The organism is Streptomyces sp. NPDC107471 (genome assembly GCF_055582845.1).
The window spans coordinates 291698-309821 of the sequence record NZ_JBVJPC010000003.1 but is presented as its reverse complement, the minus strand read 5'-3'; the positions used below and the strand labels follow the sequence as shown (position 1 = coordinate 309821).

Annotated in this window: 15 protein-coding genes and 1 tRNA gene; 8 read left to right on the top strand and 8 right to left on the bottom strand. The window is 72.6% G+C overall.

What is annotated here, in order from left to right; all coding sequences use genetic code 11:
• The first annotated feature begins 8 nt into the window (after positions 1-8).
• Entirely contained in the window at positions 9-1088 is a 1080-nt protein-coding gene (locus tag ACZ66S_RS10940; RefSeq protein ID WP_469901180.1) for a GNAT family N-acetyltransferase, read from the top strand.
• Positions 1089-1134: 46 nt separating this feature from the next.
• On the opposite strand, the gene ACZ66S_RS10935 is transcribed toward ACZ66S_RS10940, so the two are convergent.
• Complete coding sequence (locus ACZ66S_RS10935) at positions 1135-2217, bottom strand: GNAT family N-acetyltransferase (protein ID WP_469901179.1); 1083 nt, start codon at positions 2215-2217, stop codon at positions 1135-1137.
• A gap of 174 nt (positions 2218-2391) precedes the next feature.
• On the opposite strand from ACZ66S_RS10935, the gene ACZ66S_RS10930 reads away from it, so the two are divergent.
• Positions 2392-3126, top strand: a complete 735-nt coding sequence (locus ACZ66S_RS10930; protein ID WP_469901178.1) for a TetR/AcrR family transcriptional regulator — start codon at positions 2392-2394, stop codon at positions 3124-3126.
• Between the two features lie 18 nt (positions 3127-3144).
• Here ACZ66S_RS10930 and ACZ66S_RS10925 read toward each other — a convergent pair whose 3' ends face one another.
• Positions 3145-4128: an aldo/keto reductase gene (locus tag ACZ66S_RS10925; protein ID WP_469901177.1), complete on the bottom strand. Its 984-nt coding sequence runs from the start codon at positions 4126-4128 to the stop codon at positions 3145-3147.
• A gap of 87 nt (positions 4129-4215) precedes the next feature.
• Complete coding sequence (locus ACZ66S_RS10920; protein WP_469901176.1) at positions 4216-4878, bottom strand: NUDIX domain-containing protein; 663 nt, start codon at positions 4876-4878, stop codon at positions 4216-4218.
• Positions 4879-5059: 181 nt separating this feature from the next.
• Between ACZ66S_RS10920 and ACZ66S_RS10915 the strand changes: the two genes are divergently transcribed.
• Positions 5060-7090, top strand: a complete 2031-nt coding sequence (locus ACZ66S_RS10915) for an acyltransferase (protein ID WP_469901175.1) — start codon at positions 5060-5062, stop codon at positions 7088-7090.
• A 51-nt stretch (positions 7091-7141) separates the two neighbouring features.
• On the opposite strand, the gene ACZ66S_RS10910 is transcribed toward ACZ66S_RS10915, so the two are convergent.
• Positions 7142-9484: a DUF4132 domain-containing protein gene (locus ACZ66S_RS10910; RefSeq protein ID WP_469901174.1), complete on the bottom strand. Its 2343-nt coding sequence runs from the start codon at positions 9482-9484 to the stop codon at positions 7142-7144.
• A gap of 471 nt (positions 9485-9955) precedes the next feature.
• Positions 9956-10029 (bottom strand) — tRNA-Pro (locus ACZ66S_RS10905).
• Positions 10030-10130: 101 nt separating this feature from the next.
• On the opposite strand from ACZ66S_RS10905, the gene ACZ66S_RS10900 reads away from it, so the two are divergent.
• The 4 genes from ACZ66S_RS10900 to ACZ66S_RS10885 all read left to right on the top strand — a co-directional run bounded on the left by ACZ66S_RS10900 (position 10131) and on the right by ACZ66S_RS10885 (position 14225).
• Positions 10131-10649, top strand: coding sequence for a DUF309 domain-containing protein (locus ACZ66S_RS10900; protein WP_469901173.1), 519 nt, complete (start codon positions 10131-10133; stop codon positions 10647-10649).
• 161 nt (positions 10650-10810) lie between these two features.
• Positions 10811-11584: a precorrin-6A synthase (deacetylating) gene (gene cobF, locus ACZ66S_RS10895; RefSeq protein WP_469901172.1), complete on the top strand. Its 774-nt coding sequence runs from the start codon at positions 10811-10813 to the stop codon at positions 11582-11584.
• A 75-nt stretch (positions 11585-11659) separates the two neighbouring features.
• Positions 11660-13759 (top strand): MDR family MFS transporter, encoded by a 2100-nt coding sequence (locus ACZ66S_RS10890; protein WP_469901171.1) that lies wholly within the window; start codon positions 11660-11662, stop codon positions 13757-13759.
• Positions 13760-13802: 43 nt separating this feature from the next.
• Complete coding sequence (locus tag ACZ66S_RS10885) at positions 13803-14225, top strand: hypothetical protein (protein WP_469901170.1); 423 nt, start codon at positions 13803-13805, stop codon at positions 14223-14225.
• Here ACZ66S_RS10885 and ACZ66S_RS10880 read toward each other — a convergent pair.
• From ACZ66S_RS10880 to ACZ66S_RS10870, 3 genes are all read right to left on the bottom strand, one after another.
• Positions 14212-14958, bottom strand: a complete 747-nt coding sequence (locus ACZ66S_RS10880) for a cobalt-precorrin-6A reductase (RefSeq protein ID WP_469901169.1) — start codon at positions 14956-14958, stop codon at positions 14212-14214. The two genes, ACZ66S_RS10885 and ACZ66S_RS10880, sit on opposite strands and share 14 nt — an antisense overlap.
• 113 nt (positions 14959-15071) lie before the next feature.
• On the bottom strand, positions 15072-15845 hold the full coding sequence (locus ACZ66S_RS10875) for a sulfite exporter TauE/SafE family protein (RefSeq protein WP_469901168.1): 774 nt from the start codon (positions 15843-15845) through the stop codon (positions 15072-15074).
• A 164-nt stretch (positions 15846-16009) separates the two neighbouring features.
• Entirely contained in the window at positions 16010-17197 is a 1188-nt protein-coding gene (locus ACZ66S_RS10870; protein ID WP_469901167.1) for a thiolase family protein, read from the bottom strand.
• Between the two features lie 87 nt (positions 17198-17284).
• Here ACZ66S_RS10870 and ACZ66S_RS10865 point away from each other — a divergent pair, with 87 nt between their 5' ends.
• Complete coding sequence (locus ACZ66S_RS10865; protein WP_469901166.1) at positions 17285-18085, top strand: alpha/beta hydrolase; 801 nt, start codon at positions 17285-17287, stop codon at positions 18083-18085.
• Positions 18086-18124: the final 39 nt, after the last annotated feature.

Sequence of the window (18124 nt, the reverse complement as noted above, 5' to 3'; positions counted from 1 at the left end):
TGAACGCGATGGACGTCACGGTGCTGCGACCCGACGAGCTGACCCCCGCCGACATCGGCTCGTGGCGCGCCATGCAGCGTGCCGACCCGGCCCTGGCCAACCCCTTCCTCTCTCCCGAGTTCACCCGGGCGGTGGGGCACCAGCGCGCGACCGCCCGGGTGGCCCGGCTCACCGCGCCCTGCGGGCAGGGCGCCCGCACCGTCGGGTTCTTCCCCTTCGAACGGCACGCGCTCGGCGCCGGCAAGCCCATCGGCTCGGGCTTCTGCGACTACCAGGGCCTGATCCACGAGCCGGGCCTCGTCTGGGATCCGACGGAACTGCTCAGGGCGTGCGATCTCGCGATCTGGGAGTACGACCATCTGGCGCCGGGACAGACCCCCTTCGAGACCGCGGGCACGCCTCGCATCCGAGCCGCCTCGCCGATCATGGAACTGAACGGCGGCCATGACGCGTACCTCGGCCGTCTCCACCACAAGTTCCTCAAGACAGCACGTCAGAAGGAACGGAAGCTGGCGCGCGAGGTGGGCCCGGTCCGTCTGGTCTTCCACGCATCCGAAACCATGCTCCTGAACACCGTCATCCGCTGGAAGTCCGCCCAACTGCGAGCGAAGGGGCGTCGGGACCTGCTGTCCCAGGAGTGGTTCCAGGCGATTCTGCGGGAGCTTTTCGACGTGCCCTCCGAGTCCTGCTCGGGCACCCTGTCCGTGCTCTACGCGGCTGAGCGACCCGTCGCCATGCGCTACGAGTTGCGGTCGCGCCAGGTGCTCGCCGGCTGGTTCCCCGCCTATGACGCCCGTTTCGCCCGGTACTCGCCCGGGACCTTGCTGTACCTCAAGCTCGCCGAGGCCGCCGCTGATCGCGGTATCACCCACATCGACCTGGGCAAGGGCGAGGAGAGCTACAAGGACGACCTCAAGACGGCGGACCTGACCGTCACCGAGGGGTACGTCGACCGGCGCACACCCATGGCGGCCCTGTGCCGGGCGCGGATGACCTCGGGGCGCACCGCCCGGGCGGCGGTCCGCGCCAACCCTGCCCTGTACCGTGCCGCCGTCCACGCGGCCAACGCGGTCGGCCGGCTGCGCTGACACCCGGTCAACTGACGGTCGCGCACAAGGGAGACGCCCTCTGTGGTCAGTAGCCCTGGAAGCGAATCGCCCGCCGCACGGCACTCCGCAGCGCACGGTCGGGCGCGTAGAGGGGGAGCCGCTCACGGTGGTACCGACGGGACGGAATGCCGTCCGTTCCGAAGCTCTCCTTGAACCTGGCGAGGGACGGCCCCTGGAGCGATCCGCCCATGTCGTACTGGCGGCAGCCCGCGGCGCACGCGTCCTCGATCGCCAGCCGGTGCAGCAGGTGGTTGGCCCGGGTCGGATGCGCCAGCTCCCGGTTCATCGCGCCGCGCCAGAACATGGCGTGGTTGCCGTGACGCAGGACGACGATCGCCGCGGCCGGCTCCCCGGCGTGCCAGGCCATCCACGTCGCGCACGACTCCCCGAGCCGGCCGGCGACGGTTTCCAGCCGTCGCCGGGGGAAGACGTGCTTCCGGCGCCACCGGGCCAGCGCCAGCGGCTCGTGCTGCTGCTCGGCCCAGCGCGGGATCGACTGCTCGAAGAGGCGGTAGAAGGCCGGGACCAGACGGCCCGTCCGGTCCACCTCGACCTCGATGCCGGAGGACTCGGCGCGGCGGACTCCGCGCCGTACGCCCTGATGGAAGCGACGCTCCCACACCGTGTGGAATCCGCCCTCCAGATTCAACACGTGTGTCACCTGTGCCTCCACCCGCAAGCCCGGCGACGCGGTGTGTGCCCACGGCTCGTCGTCCCCGGGCCGGAACCTCACCGTGACCCGGTTGGCCGGTCGCCGCGCGAGATCCTCGAACACCGCCCTGGCCTGCGCCGTACCGACCCCTGCCGGATGCACCGGCCCCCCGATGCCCCACTCGCCCGGCCAGGACTCCTCCTCGCCCAGCCAGAGCGGACGGTGCCGACGGGCCACCAAGGGGAGCAGCACCCTCGTGCCGTCCTCGAACTCGTACAACCGGCTGGCGTCCTGGTACGGCCCCGTCGCACAGATGCAGTCCACCCAGACCGGAGTCTGGGTGACGCGAGTCCCCTCGTCCTCGTCGGCGAGCTTCCACCAGGTCTGACGTGGTGCCGGGGCGGTGACCTGGACGTGCCCCGCAGGTGTGTCGATCACGAGTACGGATGCGCTCACCGACTTCTCCTGCCGACGCGGAGATCCACCTGCGCCCCTTCGATCGTAAGTTCTGCGGACAGGGCGGGCATCTCGGGCGGGCACGGCAGTCCCCGGACCCATTTACGGCGTACGGGTACGCGGTAGGCATAAGGTCCCAGGAAAACGGCACGCGCCGAGGTGAGGAGGCGAGGCATGGCCCAGGAACGGTCCACGGACCGTCGGAAGAACGGCACCGCGTCCGGCCCGGCGCGGCGGGCCGGCGACCGCGGACGGTACGGCAGGCTCAGCCGGGAGCTCGTCCTGACCGCCGCCCTGGAGTTGGTCGACCGTGAGGGTCTCTCGGCGTTGAGCATGCGCCGCCTGGGTGCCGAGCTCGGCGTGGAGGCGATGGCGCTCTACCGGTACGCGGAGGGCAAGGACGCCCTGCTGGACGGGCTGGTCGAGGCGCTGTACCTGGAGCTGGAGCGGCGGCCTGCCGGGCAGGCGGAGGCGTTGTCCTGGCGTGCCGAGCTCCAGCGTCTCGCCCGGGCGACGTACGAGGTGTGTCTCGCGCACCCCCAGGCGGTCCCGCTGCTCACCACGCGGATGCTGGCGGTCCCGCTGGCCCGTCGCCCGCTCGCGGTGCTGAGGAACCACGAGCGGGTGCTGACGCTGCTCGCCGGCGCCGGGTTGGCCGACGCGGATGTGGTCCGCCTCTTCCGGGCTTTCAACTCCTGGCTGATCGGCTACGTCTCCGAGGAGCTGCGGCCGATGGTGGACAACCCCGACGAGGAGGAACCGGCGTTCCGTCTGGGCCTGCACCGCATGCCGGCCCACGAGTTGCCCGCCCTCCGGGGCGTGGCCCCCGCCCTGGCCGAGCCCGGGGGCCCGGAGGGCCTGGCGGCGGGGCTGGACGCCCTGCTCGACCGTTTCGCCGGCGGCGACTGATCCGGTGGTGGGGCGGGCTCAGTGGACCCCGTCCAACCGTGCCCGCTGCTCCCCCGTCAGCTCCAGTTCCACCGCTTCCAGGTTCTCCTCCAACTGCGCCAGGGACGAGACTCCCGCGAGCGGGACGATCGGGAGGTCCGAGCCGATCTGCCAGGACAGGACCACCTGGTTGACGGTGGCGCCGGTCTCCTTCGCCACCTCGGACAGGGCCTTCAGACGGGACGGCGTGCCCGGGTGGTCGAAGTCCGCGGGGAGCCGGTCCGGGTGGGTGTAGGCGCCCTTCAGCAGGGGTGAGTACGCGACCAGGGTGAGGGCGGGCTCCGCGCGCAGGTAGCTCAGCAGGTCCGGGCCCGCGTGGCCGAGGCTGCCGTCGGGGAAGAGGGGTTCCGGGACGTCGGCGCGGGGGCGCAGATGGCTGTGGGCGTACTGGAGGACCTCGTAGCCGGGCAGGCCGGCCGCCGCGGCCAGGGCACGGGCCCGCTCCACCCGCCACACCGCGTGGTTGCTCACGCCCAGCAGACCCACCGTGCCCTCCGCGACCAGCTCGGCGAATCCCTCCACCGTCTCCTGGAGCGGCACCTTGTGGTCCTCTATGTGCGCGTACAGGAGATCCAGCTTGGCCACGCCCAGGCGTTCCCGGCTGCGCTCCGCCGCCTCACGGATCACCTTGGCCGACAGGCCCTCCGCGTTGTCGACGTAGCTGGTGCCGGGGGACAGGGGGCGGGCACCGAGCTTCGTGGCGATGACGATCTCGTCGCCGACGCCACGGCTGCGCCGCCACCGGCCGAGCAGTTCCTCGCTCTGGCCGCCCTGGCCGCCGTCCTCCCAGAAGGCGTAGTTGTCGGACGTGTCGATGAAGTTGCCACCGGCCTCGACATAGCGGTCGAGGACGGCGAAGGAGGTCTCCTCGTCGGTCCGTGAGCCGAACAGCATCGCGCCGAGCGCGAGGACGCTGACCTCCCGGCGGTTCGCCGGGTCGGTGCCGATGGTGCGGTAGCGCATGGTGTCTTCCTCCCGTGTGCGACCCGAGGACGGGTACACACGGGAGTCTTCATGCTGAAGCGCACTTCAAGTCAAGGGCTTGCGCGCTCACTTGGCGAACGGGCCGTCCAGGGCCGCCCATTGGAGCAGCATGATGGTCTTGGCGTCGGCGATCTCCCCGGTACGGATCATCTCCAGGGCCCTGCGGAAGGGCAGTTCGAGGATCTCGATGTCCTCGCCCTCCTCGTCGAGACCGCCGCCCTCGTGGGTACGGGTCGCCGCGGCGTACTCGGCGGCGTAGAAGCTGACGCGCTCGGTGACCGAACCGGGGCTCATGTAGACGTCGAAGACGTGGTGGACCTCGCCGATGGTGTGCCCGGTCTCCTCGACGACCTCACGACGGACCGCGATCTCGGGGTGCTCGTCCTCGTCGTCGAGCAGACCGCCCGGGGTCTCGATCAGCAGTCCGTCGGGGTGTCCGTTGACGTACACCGGGAAGCGGAACTGGCGGGTGAGCAGGACGGTTTCGCGTTCCGTGTCGTACAGCAGCATGGTGGCGCCGTTGCCCCGGTCGTGGGTCTCGCGCTGCTGGGTGCTCCACGTGCCGTCGGCGCGCTGGAGGTCGAAGGTCGTGGCCCGCTCGACGTACCAGTGACTGGACAGCAGTTTCACCTCCCGGACCCGGACACGCGGGTTGCCGGTCAGGTCCAGGCCGGTGCGGTCGAGTCCGGTGCGGCCGCGGCGGTCGGGGATGTCGACGCCCTCGGTCATCGGACACCCGCCGTCCGGACGGAGGAACGGGAGGACGAGCGGGAGGAAAGGGAACAACGGGAGGAGCTGTGGAAGCGGTCGTGGTGCGAGTTGGTCATGACCGCTTCTACCATTCCGGGCCGGCCGGCGTCGCGCACGGCACCCCTTCCCCGGCGGGCCCAGCGCTGCTTAGCGTGCTCCCATGGATCATCCGGCGCAGCCGTCCGTACGGCACTTCGACCACTGCCCCTGGCTGTTCGCCGGCGAGGCGACCGAGGAACAGCGGGCCGCGCAGCGGGAGGTGCAGCGGGCGGTCGGCGGCGACACCGTGATCGGTGAGCGGTGCTACGTCGCCGAGTCCGCGGCCGTGTTCCCGGACCGGCTGCGCCTCGGCGACGACTCGTACATCGCCGCGCACGCCTATGTCACCGACGAGCTGACCACCGGCTCGGACTGCACGCTCAACCCGTTCACCACGGTGCGCGGCGATGTCGTACTCGGCGACGGCGTCCGCGTCGGCGCCCACACCTCGCTGCTCGGCTTCAACCACTCCATGGCCCTCGACCGGCCCGTCTTCCGCCAGCCGCTCACCAGCCGGGGCATCCGGGTCGGGAACGACGTCTGGATCGGCTCACACGTGATCGTCGTCGACGGCGTGACCATCGGCGACCACTGTGTGATCGGCGCGGGCGCGGTGGTAACGAAGGACCTGCCGGCGTGGTCGGTGGCGGCGGGCAACCCGGCACGGGTGCTGCGCGACCGACGGGAGGTACGGGGGGCGGGGCGCGTGGAGGCGGCGGGGGGTGCGGTGGAGTCGGGGGCGGGGGTGCCGGGGGCGGGGGTGCCGGGGACAGGGGCGCCCGGGACAGGGGTGCCGGGGGCGGGGGTGCCGGGGGCGGGGGTGCCGAGGGCGGGGGTGCCGAGGGCAGGGGTGCCGAGGGCAGGGGTGCCGAGGGCAGGGGTGCCGAGGGCAGGGGTGCCGAGGGCAGGGGTGCCGAGGGCAGGGGTGCCGGGTTCAGGGGTACGACCGGACGGTGTCCCTGGCGCCACAGCCCGCCCCCGCCCCGGAGCCGCAGCCAGCCCCAGCCCTGGAGCCGCAGCCCGGCCCAACCCCGCCCTCGCGCCCGCCCCCGAGCCCGTGACCGACCTCGCCCGCTTCGCCGACCGCGCACGGGCCCAGGCCGACGAGATTCTCGACCGTTGCCGGGACGGTGAGCGGTACGTCGACCGGCCCGGCGCCGCACCCACCGTGCGGGCCCACTGCGACGCCGTGGAGATCGCCGATCTGCTGCTCGGGGCGGTGCCGCGGCACCTGTCCGCCGCCGAGCACATCGAGCGGCTGAGCGGGCTGCAGGATCCGAGGAGCGGTCTCGTACCGGAGTTCGGTGAACCGCTGCCGGTGGCGGACGCCGACGGGTTCATCGGGGAGGGGGCGGCGCTCTATCACGTGCTCTGCGTGGGATACGCCCTCGATCTCCTGGGTCCCGGACTTCCCCATCCGGTGCGAGGCGTACGGGACATGACGGCGCGCCAACTTGTCGCCAGGCTGGAGTCGTTGCCGTGGCGGACGGCCGCCTGGGGCGCCGGTGCCTGGGTCGACAGCCTCGCCACCGCCGTGTATGGGAACCTCCGGCACGGTGACAACAACGACGGCGACGGCGGCCACGGCACCCCCGAGTCGCTGTTCGGCTGGCTGTTGACCAGGGTCGATCCCTGGACCGGGATGTGGGGAAGCCCTTCGGTCGAGGAGGGCCGGCTCCAGGTCGTCAACGGCTACTACCGGTTGACCCGGGGGTCATTCGCCCAGTTCGGGCTCCCGGTGCCGTACCCGGAGCGGGTCGTGGACACGGTCCTGGACCACGCGCGCGACGCCCGGCATTTCGGCGCCGGGCGGGAGAACGCCTGCAATGTGCTCGATGTCGCCCACCCCCTGTGGCTGTGTTCCCGGCAGCTCGGCCGCGGCACCGACGGCTACCGCTCCGGGGAGATCCGCGACTGGGCCGGACGGCAGTTGACCGCGGTGCTGTCTCGCTGGCAGGACGGGCGGGGCTTCGGGTTCGGCCCCGGCACCGCGGGGCCCGGCCCCGAACCCGGCCTCCAGGGCACGGAGATGTGGCTGGCCATCACCTGGTATCTCGCCGATCTCGCGGGCCGCTCCGACGAACTCGGCTACCGGCCCCGCGGCATCCACCGCCCCGAACCGGCCCGACATGGCATCGGGGGCCCGGCGTGAGCCGACCGGGCCCTGCGGATCGCCGGCATCTGACGGGCTCACCAGACCCCTTCAGACCCCCCGCCCGAGCTGCGCGACGATCGTCGGGTCGGTGATCCTCGTGTCCTCGGCGAGCAGGAACGCCTTGCTGAGGATCACCGACAGCCGCTCGTCCTCGAACGGCAGGAACACCTTGCCGTCGGCCCGCCCCCGCGCCGGGACGATGCACAGATAGGAGTTGTCGGGCTCCATCAGGATGTTCGCCGACCCCAGGTGGATCCGGTACGTCCGCAGCTCGCCCCGGACCACGAGGTGGCGGCCCTCCAGCGAGCACCGGTCGGCGATGTCCAGGCGGGGCAGGATGCGCGCGAGGGCGTCCCGGCGTGCCTCCGCGCTCGCCGTCAGCTCGGCGAACCCGGCCCGCTCCCAGTAGACGCGCTCGGGGCCCCGGTCGGTCCATTCGGGGTCCGCGGCGATCGAGGTCACGCCGACGAAGAGGTCCACGTCCCGCATGGCCTCGCTGAACACCAGCGCGGGCACGTCGCTGAGCGGTACCGCCCGCCAGACGCCCGCGTCCCGGCGATCGAAGCGCACCTGGTCGGTCGTGGCCAGCAGTTCCTCGCCCCGCCAGTCGGCGAGGCCGTGGTGGAAGCGGGCCCGCCACTCCCCCGCGCCCAGGGTGCGCTCCGCCGTGTCGTCGTCCCCGCCGTCCCAGGGCCCGAGCAGGCGACTCGCCCATCCCCGGGCCCTGAACAGGGCGAACATCCGCTGGTAGTGGACGAGGTGGCCGGCAAAACGGTTGGAGTAGTCGCCGGTCCCGGCTTCGGCCGGGGTGAGGAGGTAGATCTCCCGGAACGCCTGCTTGAAGGGCTGCCGCAACCGGCGCTCGACCAGCAGATCCCGCCAGGCCCGCACGGCGTCCGGCGTGGAGCGGATGGGGTGCCAGAGCCGTACGGCGGCGTCGTCCGGCGCTTCGGGCAGCTCCCCGGTCTCGGGCAGTACGGCCCGCCAGACGCCCGGCGCGACCTCGACCTCCCAGATCAGTCGGCGTACGACGCTCCGCGCGAGCGGATGCCCGGCGAGCGAGGCACGCCACCAGCCGTGGGGATGCACGGCGTCGACGGTGAAGCCGCCCTCCAAAGCGCGGGCCAGGGTGAGGAGTTGGGCCTCCACCCGCTTGACGAGGTCGCGGAGCTCCTTGACGAGGGCGGGCTGTTCCCGGCGTACCGGCGCGGGGACCGCGCGCAGGGGGCGGTGATCCTTGTACCAGGTCAGCGTGACGGCGTCGGTGACGGTGACGACCGCCGCGTAACCGTCACCCGCCTCCCGGCGCAGGACGCCCTCGTCGTCGAAGCCCAGCGCGGGGAGTCGTAGCGCCACGTCGGTGCGCTCGGCGAGGGCCGCGTCGACCTTCTTGAGCATTTTGTCGAGCTGCTTGGGGACTCCGGCGTGCCGGACGCTCCTGCGGACGTTCCGGAGCGCGGTGACCAGTTCGGGGGTGGGGAAGTCCTGTGCGGCGCGGACGAGTTCGTACAGGAGGGCCTGGGAGGGGAGCGTTCTCGCCGGGGTCGGGGCGAGGGTGATGCCGGGCAGGAGACGGTCGAACAGGTCCGGCAGCCAGGGTTCGTCACGCAGCAGGGCGATCCGCGCGGCCTGCCCGAGGGTGATCACCTCCCGGTCCGTGAACGCCTTGTCCGCGCGGTAGGGGAGCTCGCCCGCGTGGATCGCGTCGGCGCGGTCGGCCGCCGCCTCCAGAGCCCGGCGGGCGAACGCGACGTAGGCGGGGTTGTCGGCGAACGGCTGCCAGGTGTCGAGGGGGTCCGGCGTCTGGGCGAGCGTGTGGCGCCGGTCCCACTCGGCCGGCCGGGCGCGTTCGTCCGGGCCGAGACCGACGACGACGGCGATCTCGTCGGCGACGATGGGGCCCATGCCCTCGGAGAGCCGCTCCACCACGGCGTGCAGGGTGTCCTCGCCCGCGAGCCGCGCGAGCGCGAGGAGCGGGTGGAGCTGGGTCGAGATGCCCGCGGCCAGGAGGGTCTCGGCAAGGCTCCGGACGTGGGCGGAGACGTCGGGCAGCGGACCGGTGCAGTCCTCCAGCGCCCGCACGCCCCGCTCGAGGTCCAGCCAGGCGCGCTCCTCGCTCCGCTCCACGAGCACCTCGAACATCCGGCGGCAGGCGTCGGATGTGTAGCGCGGCCGCCGGCCGACGGCGGCGGCCTCGACCGCGTGGGCGAGCCTCACCGTCCGCACCGGGGCCGACGGACGCACCCGGTGTGCCTCCGGCAGCAGCGTCCCGAGCTCCTCGTCGGAGAGCCGGGCCGGCTCCTCGTACGGGATCTCGGTCACGCAGGCCGGATCGGTCAGCGCGCGCAGCAGCCGCTCGGCGAGGCTCGTCTCCTGGGTGTCGTAGGCCATGAGCGGATCATGGCAGCCACCACTGACAACACGACGACTGCCCGTGGACGCGCTCGTCTCACGAGGCCGCCGGCCCCGAGGCCGAGCGCCTGACCCTTGTACGGCACTCCGCCGTGCACGCCCTGCCGGTCGGGGTTCGGGGGACGCGGTGTCGGCGGCCGTGGGCACGCGAGGCGCAGACCGTGGAGGGCGGGGTGTCGGCGGCCGTGGGCACGCGAAGACGCGGACCGTGGAGGGCGGGGTGTCGGCGGCCGTGGGCACGCGAAGACGCAGACCGTGGAGAACGCAGAGCCGGCGCCCATGCGCACGCGAAGGCTATGGCCGTCGAGGACGCGGTGCCGACGCCCGCGCACGCGCGAAGGCGCAGACCGTCGAGAACACAGTGTCGGCAGCCCCGGCGAGCGCCGTCCCCCGGGGCCGGAAAACGAAAAGGCCCCCGCAGGCTCTCGCCTGCGAAGACCCTTCGCACCGTCGGGACGACAGGATTTGAACCTGCGACCCCTTGACCCCCAGTCAAGTGCGCTACCAAGCTGCGCCACGTCCCGGTGCGCTGCCCCGCGGTGACCGCGGGAACGCGCGCGTACCGAACTTTACCCCACGTCGGGGTCCGGACCGAAGCGGGCGCCGGGCGCGGGACAATCGACGTATGGCCAGTACATCCTCAGGACGGCAGACGGGCGCGCGGGACCGGGACGACGAGGGGCGGGCGCGCAACGCCCGACCACGGGACGGGCTCGGCCGGCCGCTTCCGTACGGCGCGGACGGGGTCGCCCGGCAGCCGGAGGGCGTGGTCCGCACCCCGCTCCAGACCGTGGCCGAGGCGCAGGAACTGCTGGACGCGGGGCGCCCGTTCCACGCCCACGAGGTCTTCGAGGACGCCTGGAAGTCGGGGCCCGACGAGGAACGGGCCCTGTGGCGGGGCCTCGCCCAGCTCGCGGTCGGCCTGACCCACGCGGCCCGGGGCAACGTCGCGGGCGGCGCGAGGCTGCTGCGGCGGGGTGTCGGGGCGGTCGAGGAGTGGTCCGCGTCGGACGGCGGGCAGGAGCGGCCGTACGGGATGGATCTGACCGGGCTCACCGGGTGGGCACGGGCGCTGGCGCGGGAGGTGGAGGAGAGCGGCTCCGCGGTGGACGCGCGGGGGTGCAGTCCTCGACTGCGGGGGTGAGATACCCCCCGCCCGGGTGGGCAGGGCCGTCGCTGGACAGGCCCGGCGCCCGGTCGGCGACCCGCACTCCTGTGCCCCGGACAACCCGCCCGGCACCGGCCCCGGCGCCCAGACGCCGACGCGGTGCCGTCGCTGTCAGTGGCGTGGGGCAGACTCGGGGTGTGCGAAAGATTCATGTCATCGGTATCGGCGCGGGCGACCCCGAGCAGCTCACCCTCCAGGCGGTCAGGGCGCTGCGGAGCACGGACGTGTTCTTCGTCCTGGACAAGGGCGAGGTGAAGGGCGATCTGACGCAACTGCGCCGGGACATGCTGGACGCGCACATACCGGAGGGGTCGTACCGGGTGGTGGAGGCGCGGGACCCGGAGCGGGACCGCGCCGCGGGCGGGTCGGCGTACTCCCCCGCCGTCGGTGACTGGCGCAGTGCCCGTGCCGACATCTACGAGCGGCTGATCACCGAGGAGCTGGGCGAGGACGAGAGCGGCGCGTTCCTGGTGTGGGGGGACCCTGCGTTGTACGACAGCACGCTCGGCATCCTGGAGGAGATCCTGGAGCGGGGCTCGGTGTCCTTCGAGTACGACGTCGTGCCCGGCATCAGCAGTGTGTCCGCGCTGGTGGCACGGCATCGCACCGGGCTGAACCGGGTCGCGCGGCCCGTCCAGATCACCACCGGGCGGCGCCTGGCCGAAGGGTTCCCGGAGGGGGTGGACGACGTGGTCGTGATGCTCGACGCCCACCAGTCCTTCCGCGCGTACGCCGACCAGGACATCGACATCTACTGGGGCGCCTACATCGGCACGCCGGACGAGATCCTCGCCTCCGGTCCGATCGCCGAGGCCGCGCCCCGGATCGAGCGGCTGCGTGCCGAGGCGCGGGAGCGCAAGGGCTGGATCATGGACACGTACCTGCTGCGCCGTCGGCCGAAGGAGCGCTAGGCACCGCGGCCGGGGTGGACACCCGGGCGGACCGTCCCGCATGCACGGATGGCCCAGCGGTGTGATCGTGCCCTTGTGACAGTCGCCGAGGAAGCAGCGCCCTCCACACCGCCCTCCCCATCGCCCGTCGCCCAGCCGCCCGTGCTGGACACGCGCCGCCGCAACGTCGTCTTCGCGACGATCATGCTGGGCGTGCTGCTCGCCGCCCTCGACCAGACCATCGTGGGCACCGCGCTGCCGACGATCGTGTCGGACCTCGGCGGCGCGGAGCACATGTCGTGGGTCGTGACGTCGTACCTCCTCGCGGAGACCGTCGCGACCGTGCTGGTCGGCAAGTTCGGCGACCTGTTCGGCCGCAAGGTGGTCTTCCAGGTCTCGGCGATCGTGTTCATCACGGGCTCGTTCCTGTGCGGTCTCGCCTCCAACATGTCGCTGCTGATCGTCTGGCGGGCGATGCAGGGCGTGGGGGCGGGCGGTCTGATGGTGACGGCGATGGCGCTGATCGCCGACGTCATCCCGCTGCGCGAGCGCGGCAAGTACCAGGGCGCCATCGGCGCCGTGTTCGGGGTCGCCACGGTCATCGGGCCGTTGCTCGGCGGTCTGTTCACCGATCATCTGACCTGGCGCTGGGCGTTCTACGTCAACGTGCCCATCGCGATCCTGGTGGTGTTCGCGGCCGCCCGCACCATCCCCGTGGTCAAGGCGGCCGTGCGGCCCGTGATCGATTATCTCGGGATCGCGTTCGTCGCGGTGGGCGCCAGCGCGCTGATCCTTGCGACGAGCTGGGGCGGCAACGAGTACGCGTGGGGTTCCGGCGTCATCATCGCTCTGTTCGTCGGCGGCGTGATCGCGCTCGGCCTGTTCTGCTGGGTGGAGACCCGGGCGGCCGAACCGACGCTGCCGATGCGGCTGTTCGGCAACCCCGTGTTCACGGTCTGCTCCATCCTCAGCTTCGTGGTGGGCTTCGCGATGCTGGGCGCGATGACGTATCTGCCGACCTATCTGCAGTACGTCGACGGCGACTCGGCCACCGTCTCCGGGGTGCGGACCCTGCCCATGGTGATCGGACTGCTGATCGCGTCGGTCGCGAGCGGCAACGTCGTGAGCAAGACCGGTCACTACCGGCTCTTCCCGATCGCCGGGTCCCTGGTGATGGGGCTCGGGCTGTTCCTGATGTCCCTGATGGGGCCGTCGACGGGCGCGTGGCTGGAGTCCCTGTACATGTTCGTGCTGGGCACCGGCATCGGGCTGTGCATGCAGGTCCTCACGATCGCCGTGCAGAACACCGTCGAGTACGCCGACCTCGGCACCGCGACCTCCGGCGTCACCTTCTTCCGTACGCTGGGCAGCTCCTTCGGCACCGCGGTCTTCGGCACGATCTACACCAACTCCCTCACGCCCAACCTGAAGGACGGCATCGCGTCGGCCGTGCGGGCGGGCGGCGGGCTGGACGCGGCCGCCGTGACCAGGGCCGCGACCAGCCCGGAGGGACTGCACCGCCTCCCCTCGGCCGTCGCCGTACCGATCATCGACGCGTACGCCGACACGATCCAGACGGTCTTCCTGTGGACCGTGCCGGTCGCCGCGGTGGGCTTCGTCGTCGCTCTGTTCCTCAAGCAGGTCCCGCTCCGGGACAGCGCGCGGGCGGGCTCGACCGACCTGGGCGAGGGGTTCGCGTCACCGTCCGGAGCGGACTCGCAGCGGGTCCTGGAGGCCGCCGTCGGGAAGCTCATCGGCAGTACGGACCTGGACACCGCGCGCCGGATCATCACGGACTCCGACACCCGGCTCGACATCGCCGGGGCCTGGGCGGTGATGCAGGTGGAACTGCACACGCGGATGGTCGGCCATGCCGGCCTCGGCATGATCGCCGCGCGTCGCCGGCTGCCGCCCGAGGTGCTGCTGCCGGTCTTCGACCGCATGGTTGAGGAGGGCTTCCTGACCCGGGACGGCCACCTCTTCTCGCACACGGAGGCGGGTGCGCGCGAGGCCCGGGTCATCGGCGGGGCGTGGGGGTCCTGGCTGGAGGACCGGGTCCAGCAGGACCTCCGCCGCCCGTCGGACACGGACCTGCGGGCCGCCGTGGACATGATCGCCAAACGGCTCCTCGTGGAGGACCTCAACAACGGACTGCCCGGGCGGGCGCGGGAGTTGACGGAGAGCGCCACCGCCTGAAAACCGTGTGCCGAACGGGACGGGCGGGCGCCATACTCGGCGCATGTCCCCTGCACCCGTGCGCTTCCACGACCCCGGGGCAACGGCCTACCGCTTCAGCGACTCGGCGCTCGTGCGCTGTCCCCGCTGCGACGGCATCGCCCACTTCGAGCGGAGGTCGCCCCCGCAACCCCGCGTGATCTGCCGGGCGTGCGGACTGTGCGGGCCCGTGGCGAAGTGCGCCCCGCCCGCCCTGTGGCTGTGCGCGGGGACCAGGCACGGCGAGCTGTGGGCGTACAACCTCGCCCACCTGGACCTGATCAGACGTTTCGTGGCCGCCTCCCTGCGCGAGCGGGCGCCGTGGTACGAGCACGGCCGGAAGATGACCTGCGTCGCCCGTCTGCCCGTGTGGGTCAAGCGGGCCAGGAACCGTGACGAGGTGCTCCGTGTGATCGACCGCATGCGGGACTCCGTCAGGGCAGGTTGAGCTCCAGCCACCGCTGGACCCCCGCCGGGTCCGGCACCGCCGTCACCCCGTCCGGGAGGGCGGGCCGGCGTACGACCACCACGGGCAGGGCCAGTTCGCGGGCGGCCGTGAGTTTGGCGGAGGTGGCCGCTCCCCCGCTGTCCTTGGTGACCAGGACGTCGACGCAGTGGTCGCGGAGGAGCGTCGACTCGTCGGCCACCGTGAACGGGCCGCGGGCCAGCAGGACCTCGGTGCGCGGCGGCATGGGCGGCTCGGGCAGCTCCACCGACCGTACGACGAAGTGCAGTTCGGTGAGGTGGGCGAAGGCGGCGAGTTCCATGCGGCCGGTGGTGAGGAACACCCGTCGGCCGAGGCTCGACAGCAACCGGGCGGCCTCGTCGAGGGAGTCGACGGGATGCCAGCGGTCCCCCGGCCCCGGCCGCCAGCCCGGGCGGCGCAGCACCACGGAGGGCACGCCGGTCGCCTCGGCCGCGCGGGCCGCGTGGGCGGTGATCGCACGGGCGAAGGGGTGCGTGGCGTCGACCAGCGCGTCGACGTGCTCCGCCCGCAGCCAGTCGGCCAGCCCCTCCGCTCCGCCGAACCCCCCGATCCGTACCTCCCCCGCGACCGCGCCCGGCCGGGTCACCCGCCCCGCGAGGGAGGTGGTGACCCGCACACCCGGCCGCGCCGCGAGCACGGCGGCCAGTTCACGGGCCTCGGTGGTACCGCCGAGGATCAGGATGTGCGGGGACATGCCGGGTAGCGTACGAGGCCGGCGGCGCGCGACGGCACCGCGGGGGCTCTGCCCGGGCCGACGTCCGCCATCTCCGGCAGACCGACAGGTACCGAGACCCACCGCTCGGCGCGTCAGCGCAGCAGTAGCTGTACGCCGCCCACGACCGTCGCCGCGATCACCAACTGTTCGAAGAGTCGCTGGTTGATCCGGTTCACCGCCCACTTGCCGAAGAACGCGCCGGGGACGACGAACGCCACGAGGGCGAGGTCCAGGAGCAGCGAGTGGCCGTCGATGAGGCCGAGGCCGACGCTGAACGGCACCTTGGAGACGTTGACGATCAGGAAGAAGAACGCCGAGGTGCCGAGGAAGCCGAGCTTGCGGAAGCCCGCCGAGAGCAGGTACATCGACATCACCGGGCCGCCGGCGTTGGCGACCATCGTGGTGAAACCGCCGAGGACCCCGTAGGAGCGGGCCTTGACGCGGCCCGTCCGGGTGGCGACCGAGTCCGGCTCCTCCTCGGTGTCGGCGGTGCGGCGGCGCCAGACCGTGACCGCGGCCATGAACAGCAGGATCGCGCCGATCGACGTCCGTACGATCCCGTCGTCCGCCCACCGCAGGAACAGCGTGCCGGCGACCACGCCGACGGCGACCGCCGGGAACAGCCGCCACAGGGTGGGCCAGTGGGCGTGCCGCCGGTAGGTGAGCACCGCGAGCACGTCCCCGGCGATCAGGATCGGCAGCAGCGCGCCGGTGGAGGCGCGGGCGGGCAGCACCGCGGCGAAGATCGCGAGGCTGACCGTGTTGGCCCCGCTCACGGCGGTCTTGGAGAAGCCCACGAGCAGGGCCGCGGCGGCGAGGGCGGCGAACTCCCAGCCGGAAATGTGCCAGAGCGTCATCGTGTCCATGCGGAGACCGATGCTAGATGCAGGCAACCGGTCCGGTAAGTGCCGTCTCGCCGAGTGGTCCTGGTGGCGCGTGCGGGCCGGGGCCGAGCCGGCGGATCATGCCGGCGTCGCGGGGTGCCGATCGGCACCGGCCCTCGCAGCCGGCCCGGTCCGTCGGCCAGGTCCTAGTGCCGCTCGACCAGGACCGCGCTGCCCTGTCCCACGCCCACGCACATCGTCGCCAGCCCGCGCGCCGCGCCCGTCCGTCGCATCCGGTGCAGCAGGGTCGTGAGGATGCGGGCGCCGGAGCAGCCGAGCGGGTGGCCGAGCGCGATCGCGCCGCCGGTCGGGTTGACCCGGTCGGGGTCGATGCCGAGCTCGTCGACGCAGGCGAGGGCCTGGGCGGCGAACGCCTCGTTGAACTCGGCCTCCTCGATGTCGTCGATGCTCCAGTCCACGCGGGCGAGCGCCTTGCGGGTGGCGGGGACGGGGCCGATGCCCATCACGTCGGGGTGGACTCCGGCCGAGGCCCCGGCGACGTAGCGGCCGAGGGACTCCAGTCCCAGGTCGTTCAGCGCTTCCTCGCTGACGAGGAGGAGTCCCGCGGCACCGTCGTTCATGGGGGAGGCGTTGCCGGCCGTGACCGTGCCGCCGGCCCGGAAGACGGGCTTGAGGCGGGCGAGCTTGTCGTAGGAGGTGTCCTCGCGGATGCACTCGTCGCTGTCGACGACCACGCCGTCGGGGCGCTCCACGGAGAGGAGTTCGTCGTCGAAGTGGCCGTTCTTGCGGGCCTCGGCGGCGAGTCGGTGGCTGCGCAGGGCGAACTCGTCCTGGCGTTCGCGCGCGATGCCGTGCCGCTGGGCGACCTCCTCGGCGGTCTCGCCCATGGGGAGCAGGCCGTGGAGTTCCTTCATGGCCGGGTTGACCAGGCGCCAGCCGAGCCGGGTGTCGTGGGTCTCGATGCGGTGCGGGAGGGCCTCGTCGGGGCGGGGCAGCACGAAGGGGGCACGGCTCATCGACTCGGAGCCGCCCGCGAGCACGATGTCGGCCTCGCCGGCGGCGATGGTGCGGGCCGCGGTCGTCACGGCCTCCAGGCCGGAGGCGCACAGCCGGTTGACCGTGGCGCCGGGCACGGTCTCGGGGAGTCCGGCGAGCAGGGCGGCCATGCGGGCCACGTTGCGGTTGTCCTCGCCCGCCTGGTTGGCGGCGCCCCAGTAGACGTCGTCGACGCGTGCCGGGTCGAGCGCGGGCACGTCGGCGACCAGGGCGCGGATCACGGTCGCGGCGAGATCGTCGGGGCGTACGGCGGACAGGGCGCCGCGGAGCCTGCCGATGGGGGTGCGGCGGGCGGCCGCGAAGTGGACGGGGCGCACGAGGGAACTCCTGACCGTCGTCATCGGGGAACCGGACAGCTTTAATTAGCACCGCTAGTTTCGGACTATAGCGCAGCGGGAGCAGAGATGGCCGAACACGTCCTCGCCGGAACCCACGGCCCCCTCACCGTGCGCGAGTGGCCGCACGACCGGCCCCGGTACGTGGCCCTCGTGGTGCACGGGTACGGGGAGCACGTGGGCCGGTACGAGGAGCTCGCCGGGGTCCTCGCGGCGCACGGCGCGGCCGTCCTCGGCCCCGATCACACCGGGCACGGGAGGTCCGCCGGCGAGCGGGTCCTGATCGAGGACTTCGAGGACGTGGTCACGGACGTGCACGCGGTCGCGGAGCTGGCCCGGCACGTCCACCCCGGCGTGCCGCTCGTCATGGTCGGGCACTCCATGGGCGGTCTGATCGCGGCCCGCTTCGCCCAGCGGTACGGCACCGAGCTCGCCGCGCTCGTGCTGTCGGGGCCGGTGATCGGCGCCTGGGGGCTGCCGGGGGCGCTGCTCGCCCTCGACGAGATCCCGGACACGCCCGTCAGCCCGGCCTCGCTCTCCCGTGACCCGCGGGTGGGCGCCGCCTACCGGGCCGATCCCCTTGTCTGGCACGGGCCGATGAAACGCCCGACGGTGGAGGCGTTCGCCCGCACCCTGAGGACCGTGTCCGAGGGCGGCCATCTCGGCCCGCTCCCGCTGCTGTGGCTGCACGGCGAGGACGACCGGCTGGTCCCGCTCGCCGGGAGCCGCGTCGGGATCGACGCGATCAGGGGAGCCACGTGCACCGAGCGGATCTACCCCGGTGCCCGGCACGAGGTGTTCAACGAGACGAACAGGGCGGAGGTCTTCGCGGAGGTGACGGGCTTCGTCGATGGTGTGCTCACACCCTGAGACCGCCCTGTTTGCACGAGTACGCCCGGGGCACCCGCG

What these genes read in the sequence shown, in the direction of transcription:
- ACZ66S_RS10940 (WP_469901180.1), top strand. Translation starts at nt 9, where the DNA reads ATGGACGTCACGGTGCTGCGACCCGACGAGCTGACCCCCGCCGACATC.
- ACZ66S_RS10930 (WP_469901178.1), top strand. Translation starts at nt 2,392, where the DNA reads ATGGCCCAGGAACGGTCCACGGACCGTCGGAAGAACGGCACCGCGTCC.
- ACZ66S_RS10925 (WP_469901177.1), bottom strand. Translation starts at nt 4,128, where the DNA reads ATGCGCTACCGCACCATCGGCACCGACCCGGCGAACCGCCGGGAGGTC.
- ACZ66S_RS10920 (WP_469901176.1), bottom strand. Translation starts at nt 4,878, where the DNA reads ATGACCGAGGGCGTCGACATCCCCGACCGCCGCGGCCGCACCGGACTC.
- ACZ66S_RS10915 (WP_469901175.1), top strand. Translation starts at nt 5,060, where the DNA reads ATGGATCATCCGGCGCAGCCGTCCGTACGGCACTTCGACCACTGCCCC.
- ACZ66S_RS10910 (WP_469901174.1), bottom strand. Translation starts at nt 9,484, where the DNA reads ATGGCCTACGACACCCAGGAGACGAGCCTCGCCGAGCGGCTGCTGCGC.
- ACZ66S_RS10900 (WP_469901173.1), top strand. Translation starts at nt 10,131, where the DNA reads ATGGCCAGTACATCCTCAGGACGGCAGACGGGCGCGCGGGACCGGGAC.
- ACZ66S_RS10885 (WP_469901170.1), top strand. Translation starts at nt 13,803, where the DNA reads ATGTCCCCTGCACCCGTGCGCTTCCACGACCCCGGGGCAACGGCCTAC.
- ACZ66S_RS10880 (WP_469901169.1), bottom strand. Translation starts at nt 14,958, where the DNA reads ATGTCCCCGCACATCCTGATCCTCGGCGGTACCACCGAGGCCCGTGAA.
- ACZ66S_RS10875 (WP_469901168.1), bottom strand. Translation starts at nt 15,845, where the DNA reads ATGGACACGATGACGCTCTGGCACATTTCCGGCTGGGAGTTCGCCGCC.
- ACZ66S_RS10865 (WP_469901166.1), top strand. Translation starts at nt 17,285, where the DNA reads ATGGCCGAACACGTCCTCGCCGGAACCCACGGCCCCCTCACCGTGCGC.